The 16,223-nt window shown below is 38.0% G+C and carries 12 protein-coding genes; 11 read left to right on the forward strand and 1 reads right to left on the reverse strand.

What is annotated here, in order from left to right; all coding sequences use genetic code 11:
- Window positions 1-11: 11 nt before the first annotated feature.
- The 3 genes from nqrM (at window position 12) to BTO11_RS05905 (ending at window position 3,485) form a co-directional block, all read left to right on the forward strand.
- The gene (gene nqrM, locus BTO11_RS05895) at window positions 12-239 is read left to right on the forward strand and encodes a (Na+)-NQR maturation NqrM (RefSeq protein ID WP_105051732.1); all 228 of its coding nucleotides are present in this window, start codon (window positions 12-14) and stop codon (window positions 237-239) included.
- A gap of 170 nt (window positions 240-409) precedes the next feature.
- Window positions 410-1,651, forward strand: coding sequence for a sodium:proton antiporter NhaD (gene nhaD / locus BTO11_RS05900; protein ID WP_105051733.1), 1,242 nt, complete (start codon window positions 410-412; stop codon window positions 1,649-1,651).
- A 154-nt stretch (window positions 1,652-1,805) separates the two neighbouring features.
- Complete coding sequence (locus BTO11_RS05905; RefSeq protein WP_105051734.1) at window positions 1,806-3,485, forward strand: amidohydrolase; 1,680 nt, start codon at window positions 1,806-1,808, stop codon at window positions 3,483-3,485.
- 64 nt (window positions 3,486-3,549) lie between these two features.
- Here the strand turns inward: BTO11_RS05905 and BTO11_RS05910 are convergent, their stop codons facing one another.
- On the reverse strand, window positions 3,550-4,218 hold the full coding sequence (locus BTO11_RS05910; RefSeq protein ID WP_105051735.1) for a hypothetical protein: 669 nt from the start codon (window positions 4,216-4,218) through the stop codon (window positions 3,550-3,552).
- A 120-nt stretch (window positions 4,219-4,338) separates the two neighbouring features.
- On the opposite strand from BTO11_RS05910, the gene dinB reads away from it, so the two are divergent.
- The 8 genes from dinB to aceE all read left to right on the forward strand — a co-directional run bounded on the left by dinB (window position 4,339) and on the right by aceE (window position 16,218).
- Window positions 4,339-5,394, forward strand: coding sequence for a DNA polymerase IV (gene dinB, locus BTO11_RS05915; protein WP_105051736.1), 1,056 nt, complete (start codon window positions 4,339-4,341; stop codon window positions 5,392-5,394).
- Between the two features lie 137 nt (window positions 5,395-5,531).
- Window positions 5,532-7,079: a M17 family metallopeptidase gene (locus BTO11_RS05920; RefSeq protein WP_105051737.1), complete on the forward strand. Its 1,548-nt coding sequence runs from the start codon at window positions 5,532-5,534 to the stop codon at window positions 7,077-7,079.
- 231 nt (window positions 7,080-7,310) lie between these two features.
- Complete coding sequence (locus tag BTO11_RS05925) at window positions 7,311-8,165, forward strand: MBL fold metallo-hydrolase (RefSeq protein ID WP_229793343.1); 855 nt, start codon at window positions 7,311-7,313, stop codon at window positions 8,163-8,165.
- Window positions 8,166-8,281: 116 nt separating this feature from the next.
- The gene (locus tag BTO11_RS05930; protein ID WP_105051739.1) at window positions 8,282-10,957 is read left to right on the forward strand and encodes an ATP-binding protein; all 2,676 of its coding nucleotides are present in this window, start codon (window positions 8,282-8,284) and stop codon (window positions 10,955-10,957) included.
- Window positions 10,929-11,531 carry a 1,6-anhydro-N-acetylmuramyl-L-alanine amidase AmpD gene (gene ampD / locus BTO11_RS05935; protein ID WP_373295199.1) on the forward strand — a complete coding sequence of 201 codons (603 nt, stop codon included), beginning with the start codon at window positions 10,929-10,931 and terminating at the stop codon, window positions 11,529-11,531. The genes BTO11_RS05930 and ampD overlap by 29 nt, the downstream gene beginning before the upstream one ends.
- A gap of 47 nt (window positions 11,532-11,578) precedes the next feature.
- A complete protein-coding gene (ampE, locus tag BTO11_RS05940; protein ID WP_105051741.1) occupies window positions 11,579-12,505 on the forward strand; it encodes a regulatory signaling modulator protein AmpE in 927 nt (308 codons plus the stop codon).
- A 187-nt stretch (window positions 12,506-12,692) separates the two neighbouring features.
- Window positions 12,693-13,451, forward strand: a complete 759-nt coding sequence (locus BTO11_RS05945) for a GntR family transcriptional regulator (RefSeq protein ID WP_229793342.1) — start codon at window positions 12,693-12,695, stop codon at window positions 13,449-13,451.
- A 91-nt stretch (window positions 13,452-13,542) separates the two neighbouring features.
- Window positions 13,543-16,218 carry a pyruvate dehydrogenase (acetyl-transferring), homodimeric type gene (aceE, locus tag BTO11_RS05950; protein WP_105051743.1) on the forward strand — a complete coding sequence of 892 codons (2,676 nt, stop codon included), beginning with the start codon at window positions 13,543-13,545 and terminating at the stop codon, window positions 16,216-16,218.
- Window positions 16,219-16,223: the final 5 nt, after the last annotated feature.

Consider the following 16,223-nt stretch of genomic DNA (forward strand, 5'->3'; position numbering starts at 1 on the left):
AGAGGTTATTGATGCAAGTATTTTTATTAACATTAGTCATGTTGTTAGCGGTTTTCGCTGCAATGTCTATTGGTTATTTAGTAAAGAAAAAGTCAATTGCTGGAAGTTGCGGTGGATTAGGAGTGTTAGGGATAGACAAAGCTTGTAATTGTGACTCTCCATGTGACAAACGATTGGAAAGAGAAAGGCAAACTCGTATAGATAAAGAGGAAGCTTGGAAGCAAAATCAGATTATTTAATTTTGCTTGGTTCCCACATCTATCTTTGTAAATAATTCAAAGCACCTGCGTTATGTTTGGTGCTTTTTTTATTCGGTTTTGTTACTTCTAACCTTAGTAGATTTCCTATATAGTTCGCACCATAAATTTCCCTAGTGCAATTGCTCTACTATTAGACCCTGAGAGGTTTTATGTTGGAATACTCCCTTATCTTTATTGCTTTCTTAGCATTGTTATCCATCGTATTTGAAGAAATTACTCATATTAATAAAGCAAAAACCACTTTGTTTCTGGGATGTTTATCTTGGATTATCCTATTTATTGCTGCCGAGCCCGCTCAACACGAATTAATCAATCATAGCCTTGAAGAAAATTTATTAGAAATTGCCGTATTGTGGCTATTTTTAATGTCCACTATGACTTTTGTTGCTTACCTTAATAGCAAAGGCGTTATTCAAATGGCCGTGCAAAGACTTTTTCCGGCAAAGGCTTCAGTGACTATTATTATGTTTTTGGTGGCTATATTTTCACTGCTACTGTCAGCAATTTGTGACAATATTACCGCTACATTAGTCTCTCTTACGTTATTACAGTCGTTTAATGTCGATACGAGAACCAAACTTAGGATGGCTATTTTAGTTGTCTTTGCGGTTAACTCAGGTGGTGTTGCTTTAATTACCGGTGATGTAACTACCTTGATGATATACCTTGAAGGGCATTTACAAATATCTCAGCTATTCATGCTGCTTTTACCTTCGTTGGTTAGTGTGTTGTTTTTAGCAGGTATTTTTTCGATAGGTTTAAAAGGCCAAGTGATAACAACACCAGCGAAAAAAGGCTATGAAACCGTTGATGTGCTGATTGCTATTATCTTCTTTAGTACCATTTTAAGTACGATGCTGTTTAACGTATTTTTTGCTATTCCTCCGGTACTTACCTTTTTGACTGGTTTATCCGTTATGTTCCTAGTTGGTCAAATGTACAAAAATGATAAGCAAGAACGTGAAGTACTGGAATACATACGCCAAATAGAGTTTGATACCCTGCTGTTTTTCTTAGGAATATTGCTATTAGTTGGCATGTTAAAAGAAATAGGGATTTTACAAATGGTTACTCAGCTTTATGCTCAGTTTGACCCTATGTATTCTAACTATGTGGCTGGGATAGGTTCATCTTTGTTAGACAATGTGCCACTAACCGCTGCATTATTAAAAGCAGAACCTATTCTTAATTCAGCTCAATGGTTAGGGTTAACTTATGCTGTTGGAGTGGGTGGTTCGTTATTAGTTATCGGCTCAGCGTCAGGTATTATCGCGATGAGCAAGTTAAAAGAAATTACTTTCTTTTCCTATTGTCGTTATATTCCCGCATTGTTAGTTGCATATACAATAGGCTACGCTCTCACTATTTATCTTGGCCGCTATTTTTATTAAATTTAAACTTATAGAGCAGTTTCATTACCTCAGTGACAGGGCTAATTAAACTGCTTAACTCTTTATACCTGCTAAATTTAGTAATAGTTATTGTTATACAACAAGCAATTGTTTAACGTAAGATTGAATTTGAACTCAAAATTAAGATCTTAGCATGGCGTTAAACATCATTAAAATTATTCAAAAAAGCTTCTTACTTAGCTTAGCAATTAGCTTAACTAGTATCTCAACCTCTGCATTATCCCAAACAACCTTAGTCCATAACGTGAAAGGTTATACCTATTTAAATAATGGTCAGTTAGCCGAATTTTCAGCCATCGTTTTTGAAGATGGCAAAGTAATAACAACGGGGGCTAATTTACAAAAGAATTATCCAGACGCTCTCGTCATTGATGGCAAAGGTAAAACTCTTTTGCCTGGGCTTATAGATGGTCATGGACATTATTTAGGTTTAGGGTTTAATTTATTGCAAGTGGATGTACGCGATATCGCATCAAAACAAAAAACTGCATTTAAAGTGGCTCAATACGCTAAAGCAAACCCAGAATTAAATTGGATTAAAGGACGAGGCTGGAACCAAGTTTTATGGCCAAGTAAAGAATTCCCAACAGCCAAAGATTTAGATGAATATGTGGCCGATAAACCAGTTGTTTTAGGTCGTGTAGATGGTCACGCCGTTTGGTTAAATTCCAAAGCCATGTCATTAGCTGGGATAACTCGTAATACAATTTCACCAGATGGTGGCGAAATTGTTAAAGATAAAACAGGCGAGCCAACGGGGATTTTAATTGATAACGCTGAAAACCTATTGTGGGAAAATGTACCAAAACAGACAGATGCAGAGCGTTTAGCTGCATTTAATAAAGTAAATCAACATTTGTTAGGCTTAGGCATAACCAGCGTTCATGATGCGGGTATCGATCATAACACTTATCATTTCTTACAAGATCAAATCAAAGCTGAGAACTTTAAAGTTCGTGTGTATGCCATGTTAGCCGCAACTGACGATAAGCTTGAAGAAATGTTGAAGCATGGTTATATAAGCGATGATAACGAATTGCTCTCTATCCGCAGTGTAAAGATATACGGCGATGGGGCGTTAGGCAGTAGAGGCGCAGCTATGTTGTCGGCTTATCATGACGATCCTAAAAATACAGGACTGTTACTGACTAAACCTGACCGCTTACGTGAACTATATAAAATTATATTTAACTACGACTTTCAAATTAATATTCACGCTATTGGCGACAGAGCGAATAAAATTGCCCTAGACGAATTTGAATTTGCATTTAAAAACAAAGCTTCATCGAAAAACCTACGTAACCGTATCGAACATGCTCAAGTGATCCAATTAGAAGATATTCCAAGATTCAAAGCGTTAGATATTTTGCCATCTATGCAGCCAACACACGCAACATCAGATAAAAATATGGCACAAGACCGTATAGGTGCACAACGATTAAAAGGCGCTTACGCTTGGCAGACATTCTTAAAACAAGGCAGTAAAGTTATTGCCGGTTCTGACTTTCCTGTTGAGTTAGCCAATCCATTCTTTGGTTTACATGCGGCGGTAACAAGACAAGACAGGAAAAACCTGCCAGAGCAAGGTTGGATTAAAGAAGAGTCGTTAACAATAGAGCAAGCTTTTAAAGCGTTTACATTAGACGCCGCTTACGGTGCACATCAAGATAAAACGCTAGGTGGGTTAGAGCAAGGTAAGTGGGCTGACTTCATTTTAATTGACCAGGATATCTTTACTATTGAAGCAAAAGATATTTGGAAAACTAAAGTATTAGAAACTTGGGTAGCGGGTAAAAAACAACATTCACTTTAATTACAATATTAGTTATCATAGTGGCGGATAGCGCCCTATGACAATAACTAACTGATAAAGCGGATTAGTGAATAAATGTGTGCTGAGCAAGAGACTGGCGTATTGCCTCACCAAGTTTAGGAACTAAGTAGCTAAAACGTTTATGAATAATGTGAAAGCCTTCTATCTGACGTAAGCGGTAAGTATTTAACTCAGGTGATGGTGTACCTTGTGTATTTAAGTCGAATACCATGATCATTACGTCTAACTTTTTTTGCTGAAACATTTTCTCCATGCGTTGGTAATCAACCACTTCGTAAGTATTAATAACTTTCCCACCTAATAATTCTTGGTGGTACTCATCCTGTGCCACTAAGCCTAATATTTTACTGCTATCGTCAAGAAGGTTCTTGTCACAGGTTAACTCTGGTTGGCAAATCAACCTTATTTCAGCAGCTCCTAACATTGGCGGAACAATAATAAAGTCTGGGTATTTAATAAGAAGGTTTTTAGCACGGATCACTAGGCCATCTATCTGACCATCATTTAACATTTTTATAGAACGTCGATCACTTACGGGAATAAAATCTGGGTTTATCCCAATTTTTGCATAAGCTTGTTTGACAACCGTTAGGTAGTTTTGAACCACAGCTGGGTGAGAGGCAAAGCCGATTGCCGTTATAGGGCTCTCTTGTTTAGCCGTAACGTAATTACAAAATAAGCAGAAAATAGGTAACCACAATTTAACTTTCATTACACACCTCAATGGCTATAGAGACTGTAAGTGTAAACCATAGTTATTGATTGAGGAAATAATGATCCAATTTAGAATAAATAATTTGCCAAAGTGACTGTTTATTTATACAGTTGCGGTATGAGAAAGATAATACACATAGATATGGACTGTTATTACGCAGCCGTCGAGATGCGTGAAAACCCTGAACTAAAAAACGTACCCATCGCGGTAGGTGGCGACACTGAACGCGGCGTTTTATGTACCAGTAATTATCTAGCCCGACAGTACGGCGTTCGTTCAGCCATGTCATCCAGAAAAGCCAAGTTATTGTGCCCTGAACTTCAAATTATCCCCATGCAAATGTCGTTGTATAAATCAATTTCAAATCAAATCCGCGACATATTTAGACAATACACAGATTTAATTGAGCCTTTATCTCTGGATGAAGCATATTTAGATGTGTCGGATTGCAGTCTATTTGGCGGTAGTGCAACCTTAATTGCGCAAGATATTTTAAATGAAATTTTTAAACAGACTGGACTAACCGCTTCTGCAGGTGTGTCGGTAAATAAGTTTATTGCCAAAGTAGCATCTGATTTTAATAAGCCTAATGGGATGTGTGTTGTTCCTCCGCATAAAGTAATTGAGTTTGTACAAAAACTTCCAGTTAAAGCCATTCCCGGTGTAGGTAAAGTCATGCAACAAAAGCTCAAAGACTTTGGTATTGAAAATTGCATTGATTTAGAACCTTTTACTATTACAGAGTTAGGGCAAAAGTTTGGCAAGATGGGGGTGAGTTTATTTAATCGTGTACGAGGAATTGATGAGCGTCAGGTGTGTAATCATCGAGAAGCCAAGACGACTTCAGTAGAAACTACATTTGAACAGGATATTAAAATTGAGCAAGTTAATGCTGAATTGTTAGATAAATTATCTATCCGACTTCATGCTAGATTGGAAAAAGAAAATAAACCGATAACTAAATTACAGGTTAAATTAAAGTTCGATGACTTTATTAGTAAGACCAAAGAAACTCAGCATGGCCATTTTAACTTAGATTTGTGTCATGAGATGTTAGTTGAATTAGCAAAGCAACGTCCTGTCCATAAAATCAGATTGATTGGTATAGGGGTTGGCTATGGCAAAGAAGCGATACAACAAATGCAATTATTCGAGCAAGCGAGTAGTGCTTAGGACTTGTAAAAACAGATTGAAATCCCAATACTACAAAGCTTACGTATAATCTGTAATTAAAGACATAAACCGTCTTTTTGCATTTAGAATTGGTACTTCTATTAAAAGTGCCGAGTACAAATATTAAGAGAGAATACATGTCTTACCCAACTCCAATGATAATTTCTAATTTAACCACAGCACTTGCTGATAAATCCTGGGATGCACTAGTTGTCATAGGCGAAAGCTTTATTAATGTCTTACCAGAGCCATTAAATGAAATTATTATTAAACAAGCGGAGTTTGACTCACGCATAAATAAAGAGTTAACCAGTTTTATATCGGAAGATGTAAACCAAACACGAGTCATTCTTGCTCCTATTGGCCAAACCAATCGTTATTTTGATGATGTGCGTAGTTATTATGATGCCGCTAAAAAAGCCGCTTCATTAGTCTTAACAATGGGAGCTAAGAAACCATTACTTGTCATATTAGGTAATGATAAACCTGCGTATAAAAATGCCGAGATGGTGTCGTACTTAGGTTTTTCTCAAGCATTGTGGCAGCCTTTGGAAGCCCGAGAAGCATTTGGTGATTTAATCGAACCTATCTCTATCCTTGGTGTTGTTAGCAGTAACTTAAATGGTTCTAATGCAGCGGCATTGGAAAGTGGACGATATGTTGCTCGTGACTTATGCGGTACTGAACCGGAAAGAATGGCACCGCCACAATTTGCTGAATATTGTGTAGAAGCATTTGATAGAACCGATGTAAAAGTAACAGTTACCGATGATATGGCGGAACTAGAAACTGAATATCCTTTGTTATGGGCGGTTGCTAGAGCATCAATTGAAGTAAAACGTCATCAGCCTCGAGTGATACGTTTGGAATACACTCCACCTGGTGAAATCAATAAAACATTAATGCTCGTTGGTAAAGGTATTGTTTATGACACTGGCGGCGCAGATTTAAAAACTGGCGGGCACATGGCTGGTATGAGCCGAGATAAAGGTGGTGCTGCAGCGGTTGCTGGATTTATGAAAACTGTGGCTGAACTTGCTCCTCTTGGTATAAAAGTGGTTGCCGAAATTGCAGCGGTAAGAAACAGTATTGGTGCAGAGGCATTTGTATCAGACGAGATCATCACAGGTCATTCAGGCATACGCGTAAGAATTGGTAATACAGATGCCGAGGGTAGGTTAGTGATGGCTGACTTATTATCAAAACTACGTGAAGAAGCACTTGATGAAGTTAACCCTGTGTTATTTACCGTAGCAACATTAACGGGCCATGCAGCTCGTTCGGTTGGACCTTATACCGCGTTAGTAGAAAATGGCGTATCTAAAGCTAATGGTTATGGCGAATTGCTTGTTGAACAAGGTGACTTATTAGCTGACCCTTGTGAAACATCGCGTTCACGTCGTGAAGATTATGAATTTGTGCAGCCGCGTACTAAAGCGGATGACTTATTATCATCGAATAATGGACCGTCAGCGGTTACTGCCAGAGGACATCAATTCCCAATGGCATTCTTATCTATTGTCTCTGGATTAGATAAACACGATGTGAATGATGCTGACCCATTACCGTATATCCATATCGACATTGCCGGCAGTGGTGTTGAAGGTGGCGATTGGCAGCACGGTAAACCATCGGCGGCACCAATAAGTGCCTTGTTTGGTGCGTTTATAGATTCGGCAGATTAAATAAAACTGTGCTCTTTAGTTAACGGTTTTAACTATTTTGCTCTGTTCTAACCAATAAGGTCATACATTTAGTATGGCCTTTTTTGTAGCTAGTTAATTAAACTACCAACAAAGGTAACTAGCACTTGAGTTACGCTCCCTATTTTTCTATCTGAGTCATTAATAATTGGTAGTTAGTTCTAAAACATCTATAGTAGTAAAACTATTACTTTCAATAAGATGCGACCTGTTATGAAAACCACTTATTTATATATTTTGTTATTTGTTTTTTTTAGTGCCAGTAGCGTTGCCGATGACAGGTTTAAAGACGTTCAAATTGAAGTAAAACACGTGAATGAAAATGTGTATGTGCTCTATGGTGCTGGTGGCAATATCGGTGTATTAGTGGGTGATGACGGTACATTAATGATTGATGATCAGTTTGAGCCTTTAGCGCCAAAAATTGAAAAAGCGTTATTAACGGTTACTGATAATAAAAAGCAAAAAATCAACTATATTGTGAATACTCACTATCACGGAGATCACTCAGGCTCTAATAACTACTTTGCTAAGTCAGCAAGTATCTTAGCCCACGAAAACGTTAGAAAACGTATGTCCGTTAATAGTAAAGACATAGGCCTGCCAGTTATTACGTATGCACAAGGTGTTAAACTTCATCTAAATCAAGAACGCATTCATGTTAAACATTTAGCCGCAGGGCATACCGACGGCGATTCAGTCGTGTTTTTTGAAAAAGCGAATGTGTGGCACTTAGGCGACTTGTTTTTTGAATCACGCTTTCCTTATATAGATGTTAAAAGCGGTGGCAGTGTAGAAGGTTATATTCAAAACTTAGACTCGTTAGTGACACAAATTAACGATGACGCGCAAATTATTCCAGGTCATGGCAAATTAACCGACAAAAATGGCTTCAAAAGTTTCGTTGAAATGATAAAAGCGACTAAAGCAATTGTGCAAACTAAAAAACAAGCAGGTATGTCAAAACAACAATTAGTTGATGCGGGTTTAGGCGAACAATGGAAAGCTTGGGATTGGAGTTTTATCACTGAGAAGCGTTGGATAGAAACCCTCTATGACAATATTTAAAGCTAATCGTATTAGTGGCCGATAAAATCTGACTCTACCCAGTAATTAAAATAATTATCTATACGTTTAACAATGAGTGAATAAATAGGTAAATAAATAGGAATTTGCATTTAACAATGCGTTTACAGCAAAAAATACTTTTACTAATACTACCTTTAATCTTAATACCTATAATTGTGCTGGGTGTTTTTGCTTATAAGTATTCTTTAAATGCACAAGATAAACTGGAAGAAGTTAAGCTAAAATCGGATATTAAATATAGAGTTAATCAGGTTAATTTATATATCAATGATATTAAATCGGCTGTTGAATTTCTTGCTAGTAATAAACAATTTTCAGATGCCTTATCGAGCAAAACAAGCACTGATGTGATGAATGATGTAAACGCTGAGTTTATCAAGTTTTCACAAGTATATTCAGGCGTAAGCCAACTCACGTTAATTCGTCATGATGGTAAGCTTGTTACTCAAAGTTTAGTAAATGAAGCGGTAAGTCCTTTAATCAACAAGTTACCCCTGTTAAATAAAATGCAGTGGCACCTTATAACCTCATCTGGCAGTGCTAATCCTCTTATTGGTATTCAGCAACCTATTATAAAATTAGACACCCGTAACAACTCAACTACTTTAGGTTTTGTGAATATTGTTTTTAAACCTGCATGGGAAGATAAATTAAAACTGGTTAAAGAAAACGGTGACAAATTTATGATCAGTGATTTGGTCGGAAATTTATTATTTAGTTATCCAGAAGGTGAGATGGGAACCACAATCCCTCGTGATATTTTTAGAAAACTGCGCAACGTCACGCAGTTTAATCAATCTGCTACATTTAAGCTTGGCTCAAACCATATCTTTTTTTCTGGTAAGAAAATGTCAGGCCAATATCTGTTCTTATACGGTCAAGACAAAAAGTATGTGATAGAAAGTAAAACTGAGATTACTCTCATTGCTTCTGTAATTTTTTTACTTACGATAATCACTAGCACCATTTTGGTGTATTACAGCACGCAACATCTAGTGATATCACAGATAAAAAAATTAGCAGATGCTAAGAAAAAAGTAGCACAAGGCAAGTTCGACATAAAACTGACCACGGACAGTGAAGATGAATTTAGTGAATTATTTTCAGCATTTAACGTCATGGTTCGTCAACTTGTGGTTTACCGAGAAAAAGAACGAGATGGTCGTTTACGATTAGAATATAAAGTAAAAGAAAGAACAGAAGAATTACAAGCCACCAATAAAGCCCTTGAAAAGTCCAATATCGCCCTGGAAAAAGCCAAAGTAACATCTGAACAAGCAAGTGAATTAAAGAGCGCATTTGTGGCGAATATGAGCCATGAAATAAGAACGCCACTAACGGCTATTTTAGGTTTTACCGAGCAAGTTATTGCTGACTCACCAAGAGGCTCACATCAATTAGATTTATTAGGACGTGTTTTAATTAGTGGCAAACATTTGTTAGCACTTATTAACAACGTACTGGACGTGTCAAAAATTGAAGCTGATAAATTAGAGGTTGAAGTTACTCAAGTTGATTTATTTGAACTGTTTAATGACGTAGTAAGCTTATTGTCGACTCAAGCGTCGGATAAACATTTAGATTTCAAATTCAATTATATTTATCCAATCCCTCGTTATATAAGAACCGACAGTACCCGTTTAAAACAAATTCTGTTGAATCTAGCCAGTAATGCAATCAAATTTACCAAAGCCGGTGCCATTGGCATAGATGTTAAGTACTTGGCCGCTGAATCAAAATTAGAAGTTACCGTGACAGATACTGGCGTAGGCATGAATGAAGAAATCACTCAGTCATTATTCCAACCATTTATGCAAGCTGATGTGAGTATTTCTCGGCGTTTTGGTGGAACCGGGTTGGGCTTAGTTATTTCTAAAAACTTAGCCAAGCTGTTAGGTGGCGACATTAGTGTTACCAGTGAAGTTGGCAAGGGCAGTGAATTTGTCTTAAAGATTAATCTAGCAGCAGATGATAATGAACTAGACCTAGTGTTAATTAATTCACTAATGGACTTAGCTCAAGACCAAGGACAAGTCTTTGGTTTTATTGCTGATAAAGAGAAAGAAAGCATTATAGGCAAGAACGTCACTGGCCGTGTACTTGTTGCAGAAGATGTTGAAGATAATCAATATTTGTTTAAATTATTATTAGACTCGTTATCGGTCGAGTACGAAATTGTAAGCAACGGGGAAGAAGCGGTAGAAAAGGCCTTATCTGATGAATTCGACTTAATCCTTATGGATATGCAAATGCCAATAATGGGCGGGGTGGAAGCAACTAGTTTATTACGCCAGGCTGGTATAGATGTGCCCATTTATGCACTAACCGCAAATGTTATGAAAGAAGACCTACAGCGACACCTAGAAGCGGGTTGTACTGGAACCATAGCTAAACCTATAGTTAGAAAAGAGTTTATCGCTATTATTCATTCAGCCTTGAGCGGTGTTAAAGAAGTAGATTACACTAATATACTGGAAGAAAAGTTAGAACTGCTTAAACAAGATTATGTGTCACAACTTCCAGAGCAAAGTCAGCTAATCTCGACTCACTTAACGATGAAAGATTTACTTGGTCTTAGAGCCGAACTGCATAAGATAAAAGGTACCGCCGGTAGTTATGGTTTTATGGTGCTTACTAACTTGGCAGAAGAAGTTGAAAATTTTTGTGTAGATAAGAAAGATACTGACTTATTTTGGTCAGATGTTAACGCGCATATTTTCACGCTATTACAAACCATGAGAAATATTATTGATGCCGAATCAAAACAATAAATTGTCAGCAGATTTAACCACACAAGATGTTTGGTTAGACAAAGTGACAAGGTGCGAGACCACACACTATGATGACAGAGAAGGTGAGGCTGGTAATAATATCGACCTATTAGTCATTCACAATATCAGCTTGCCTCCGGCAGAAACTGAAGATGATTTTACGAATAATAATGTTGAGCAGTTTTTTACTGGGCAATTGGACTCTAAGCAACATCCGTATTTTGCATCAATTGCACAGTTAAGAGTGTCGGCTCATTTATATATTAAAAGAACAGGCCAAGTCATTCAGTTTGTTCCATTAAATAAGCGCGCTTGGCATGCTGGCGTTAGTGAGTTTAATGGTAAGCAACGTTGCAATGACTTTTCTATTGGTATTGAGTTACAAGGTACTGATGTATTACCTTATACCGACTTACAATATGAAGCATTGCATAGTGTTTCTCAGCAAATTCAACTACTCTATCCAGGCATTGTGATAGATAATATTGTAGGGCATTGTGACATAGCACCTGGGCGTAAAACTGACCCCGGATCTAGTTTTGACTGGGCTCGATATAAACAGCCCTTAATTTAGCTAAATAATATATATTGTTTTAACAGAGTTAACTTTTTGGAAATATTATGACACTTATTGTTTTGTTGTTAGTTCTAATCACCGAACGAGTCGGTTTACGTGCAGCTCATTGGCAAGTTCAGACCTACCTTAACTATTACATATCTATTGCTTTGACTCGATATTCGAAGATCAAAGCCAGTAAAATCTCGTTATTCTTATTTATTTCCGCGCCCGCAGTGATCCTTTATCTAGCCTTGTACTTATTAAACAGTGGTTTAATTACTTTTATTGTTAGTTTATTAGGCTTGGCAATTTGTTTGGGTAATCCTCAATCGAGAGCGTTATACCGTCAATACCTTAATGCCGCAGGACGCGGTGATCGTGAAGCTCAGTTAGTATTGCACAGCCAATTAGCACAAGAGCCAACTATTATTGAAGAACCAGAGGCTAAGCCTGAACAAGCATCAGACTTAGGCGACGAAGCTCAATCAGGTGACGCAATAGCAAATGAAGCAAGACAAGAAACATTAGGCGAAACATTAATTTGGATTAACTTCAGATATTACGCCGTTCCTATTTTCTATTTTGTTGTATTGGGAATAGCTGGTGTCGTCTTCTATTCAACCTTACTGTATTTAGTTGAGTTTAAAGGTATTAAACAGGGGGAAGAATTAGAAAACTGTGATGCTCATAATAAAAAAGAATTAGAACTTTGGTTGGAATGGTCTTATTGGCTACCTTCTCGCTTAGTGAGTTTAGGCTTTATGGTGGTAGGTAACTTTACTAATGGTTTAGAAACTTGGTTGAAGTACGCGGTTAACTTTTCTAAGTCATCAAAAGAAATGTTGTGTCAGGTCGCTATGGAGTCGGATACAAATACCGATTTTGCAGACGGAAACAATGCAGAACATATGGTTCGTTTAACTAAACGAAATATGGGATTGTTTTTAGTCGTTGTTGCCTTATTAACTTTGTATGGTCAGGTGATTTAGCTATTGAAGCTGGATAATATTTTTACCGAAATATTATAAATACAATATGTAAACAAAGTTAAAGAGTTGTTTTATTAGTGGTCTAGCCAGTCACCTTGATATTTACAAATCACGTTTTGCTTGCTACTCTCGCTCTCGATTAATGGTAAGACCAATTTACCATTGTGTAAGGAATCGTTAAATTACTGTGAAAGTCACTACTCAAAAAGTATCAGATCAAGTTGCCGAGCGACTTGAAAAGTTGATCTTAGACGGCTCTTTACCTGCTGGTGGAAAGCTCGCGTCAGAGCGTGACTTGGCATTAGATTATGGTGTATCACGTCCTTCAGTTCGTGATGCGATAAAAAAACTAGAAGCACAAGGGTTAGTAACTCGTAAACAAGGTGATGGAACTTTTGTAACTAAAAAGTTAAATGACCCGTTTGCAGAACCTTTGTTTGAACTATTAGCAAATAGCCCAGACTCTCACTATGACTTATTAGAGTTTAGGTTTGCATTAGAAGGTGTAACTTCTTATTACGCAGCACTAAGAGGAACACCATCTGAATTTGACGATATTCGTCATGCATTTTTGTCGATAGAGCAGTTAGCTGACTCAGAAGATTTGGATCTAGTTGCCGCCGCGGTTGTTAAGTTTTACTTAGCCATTGCCGACGCATCTCATAATGTAATGTTGTTACATTTATTAAGAGGTCTTAAAGACTTGTTAATTCATAATGTAAAAGAAAATTTAGTCGTTTTTCAAAGTCACAATGAGATTCGTCAACAGTTGAACTTGCATAGAACGGAATTAATGGAAACCATAGTTAATGGTGAACCAGAGCAAGCGAGACAAGCCAATAGACGACACTTAGCTTATATCGAAAAGTCGTTGTTGGCGTTAGATCAAGATAACAATAAATTACAAGGGTCAGTACGCCGTTTATTAAGTAGCCCAAAACGCTAGCTTTATTAATTACTGACTATAATGATGTTCACTGAAATAATTTCAGTTGGGCAATACACTCTTTTAATAACAAACAGTAGGAACCTGAAACATGTCAGAGAACCTAAATCTAAATCAAGACATTGATCCACAAGAAACTCAAGAATGGCTTGAATCTTTGGAAGCAGTCCTTGAAAGCGATGGTGTTGAACGTGCTCATAGTATTCTTGAAGCACTTATTGATAAGGCTCGTCGTAATGGCGCGCACTTACCGTATACCGCCACAACGGCATACTTAAACACTATCCCAGCAGGTCAAGAACCTCAAATGCCTGGCGATCGTACTATTGAAGCTAAAATACGTTCAGCTATTCGCTGGAACGCATTAGCTATGGTAGTACGTGGCTCTAAAAAAGATTTGGAACTTGGTGGACATATTTCATCGTTCGCTTCTTCTGCCATGTTATACGATGTAGGTTTTAACCACTTCTTTAAAGCGGATAAAGACAACAAAGGCGGTGACTTTTTATATATTCAAGGTCACGTATCTCCAGGGATTTATTCTCGTGCATTTGTTGAAGGCCGTTTAACTGAAGAACAGTTAGATAACTTCCGTCAAGAATCTGATTCTGACGGTTTATCGTCTTACCCTCATCCTAAATTGATGCCTGATTTTTGGCAGTTCCCAACAGTATCTATGGGCTTAGGTCCAATTGCTGCAATTTACCAAGCTCGTTTCTTAAAATACTTAACAGACCGTGGTATTAAAGACTGTTCAGATCAACGCGTATATTGCTTTATGGGCGATGGCGAGTGTGATGAGCCAGAATCATTAGGTGCAATTGGTTTAGCAGCACGTGAAGGTTTAGATAACTTAACCTTCATTATCAACTGTAACTTACAACGTCTTGACGGTCCAGTTCGTGGTAATGGCAGCATTATTCAAGAGCTTGAAGGCACATTCCGTGGCGCAGGCTGGGAAGTAATTAAAGTTATTTGGGGCTCTTACTGGGATCCATTAATTTCACGTGACAAAGATGGCAAGTTATTAGAGATCATGGAAAGCACTGTAGACGGTGAATACCAGAACTATAAAGCCAAAGGTGGCAAGTTCACTCGTGATAACTTCTTTGGTAAAACACCTGAAACTGCAGCTATGGTTGCTAACATGTCAGACGATGACATTTGGCGTTTAAACCGTGGTGGTCATGATCCAGTTAAAGTTTATGCTGCATACGAACGTGCTAAAAATACTAAAGGCCGCCCACAAGTTATCTTAGCTAAGACTGTTAAAGGTTACGGCATGGGTGACGCTGGTGAAGGTAAGAACATTGCTCACGGTGTTAAAAAGATGGACTTGGATGCACTAAAAGCATACCGCGACCGTCATAATCTACAAATTTCTGATGAAGATTTACCAAGCGTACCGTATGTAACTTTCCCTGAGGGAAGTGAAGAATACAACTACATGCATGGTCGTCGTGAAGCATTAGGTGGTTATTTACCAGCTCGTCGTCGTAACTCAGACGTAGAAATGGAAATGCCAGACCTGAAAGCATTTGAAGCAATCACTAAAGGTTCTAATGGTCGTGAAATATCTACCACTATGGCGTTTGGTCGTATTTTATCTGCGGTTATCAAAGATAAGAAAATTGGTAAACGTATTGTTCCTATCATCCCTGATGAAGCGCGTACATTTGGTCTTGAAGGTTTATTCCGTCAAGTGGGGATTTATGCTCACGGTGGCCAAAAATATACACCTCAAGATGCTGACCAAGTAGCTTATTATCGTGAAGATACTAAAGGTCAAGTTTTACAAGAAGGTATTAACGAACTAGGTGCGATGTCTGATTGGCTTGCTGCGGCAACGTCATACTCAAACAACAACGAACCTATGATCCCATTCTACATCTACTACTCAATGTTTGGTTTCCAACGTGTAGGTGACATGGTTTGGGCTGCTGGTGACTCACAAGCTCGTGGTTTCCTAGTCGGTGGTACTGCAGGTCGTACAACGCTTAATGGTGAAGGTTTACAACACCAAGATGGTCATTCACATTCTCATTTTGGTACGGTACCAAACTGTGTAACGTATGACCCAACGTATGGTTATGAACTTGCGGTAATCGTACAAGACGGCATGCGTCGTATGTACGGTGACAATGAAAACGTATTCTATTACCTAACCGTAATGAACGAAAACTACGTTCAACCTGCAATACCAGAAGGCGTTGAAGAGGGCATCATCAGAGGTATTTATAAACTTGATGAAGTAAAAGCCAAAAAAGGTAAAGCGAACGTACGTCTTCTAGGTTCAGGTACTATTTTATTACAAGTACGTAAAGCGGCTGAAATATTAGCTGAAAAATATGGTGTATCTGCTGAAGTATTCAGTACTCCATCGTTTAACGAACTTGCTCGTGAAGGCCAAGATGTTGATCGTTTCAACATGTTAAACCCTGAAGCGCCAGTACAAAAAGCCTATGTAACTGAGTTGTTAGAACAAGGTTCAGGCCCTGTTATCGCAGCAACGGATTACATTAAGAGCTATGCCGATCAAATTCGTGCGTATGTTCCAGCGCCTTACCGTGTACTTGGTACAGATGGTTTTGGTCGTTCAGACAGCCGTGAAAATTTACGTCGTCACTTTGAAGTTGACCATAACTACGTAGTTATTGCTGCTCTTAGCGAGTTAGCACGTAGCGGTGATATAAAAGCATCTGTCGTTACTCAAGCAATTGCCGATTTAGGTATTGATGCTGAGAAACTTAACCCACTTTACGCATAATCAGC

Origin of the sequence: Psychrosphaera saromensis, from assembly GCF_002954545.1 — a bacterium.
Lineage (GTDB): Bacteria > Pseudomonadota > Gammaproteobacteria > Enterobacterales > Alteromonadaceae > Psychrosphaera > Psychrosphaera saromensis.

Coding starts and splice junctions, on each gene's coding strand:
- nqrM (WP_105051732.1), top strand. CDS start 12: ATGCAAGTATTTTTATTAACATTAGTCATGTTGTTAGCGGTTTTCGCT.
- nhaD (WP_105051733.1), top strand. CDS start 410: ATGTTGGAATACTCCCTTATCTTTATTGCTTTCTTAGCATTGTTATCC.
- BTO11_RS05905 (WP_105051734.1), top strand. CDS start 1,806: ATGGCGTTAAACATCATTAAAATTATTCAAAAAAGCTTCTTACTTAGC.
- BTO11_RS05910 (WP_105051735.1), bottom strand. CDS start 4,218: ATGAAAGTTAAATTGTGGTTACCTATTTTCTGCTTATTTTGTAATTAC.
- dinB (WP_105051736.1), top strand. CDS start 4,339: ATGAGAAAGATAATACACATAGATATGGACTGTTATTACGCAGCCGTC.
- BTO11_RS05920 (WP_105051737.1), top strand. CDS start 5,532: ATGTCTTACCCAACTCCAATGATAATTTCTAATTTAACCACAGCACTT.
- BTO11_RS05925 (WP_229793343.1), top strand. CDS start 7,311: ATGAAAACCACTTATTTATATATTTTGTTATTTGTTTTTTTTAGTGCC.
- BTO11_RS05930 (WP_105051739.1), top strand. CDS start 8,282: ATGCGTTTACAGCAAAAAATACTTTTACTAATACTACCTTTAATCTTA.
- ampE (WP_105051741.1), top strand. CDS start 11,579: ATGACACTTATTGTTTTGTTGTTAGTTCTAATCACCGAACGAGTCGGT.
- aceE (WP_105051743.1), top strand. CDS start 13,543: ATGTCAGAGAACCTAAATCTAAATCAAGACATTGATCCACAAGAAACT.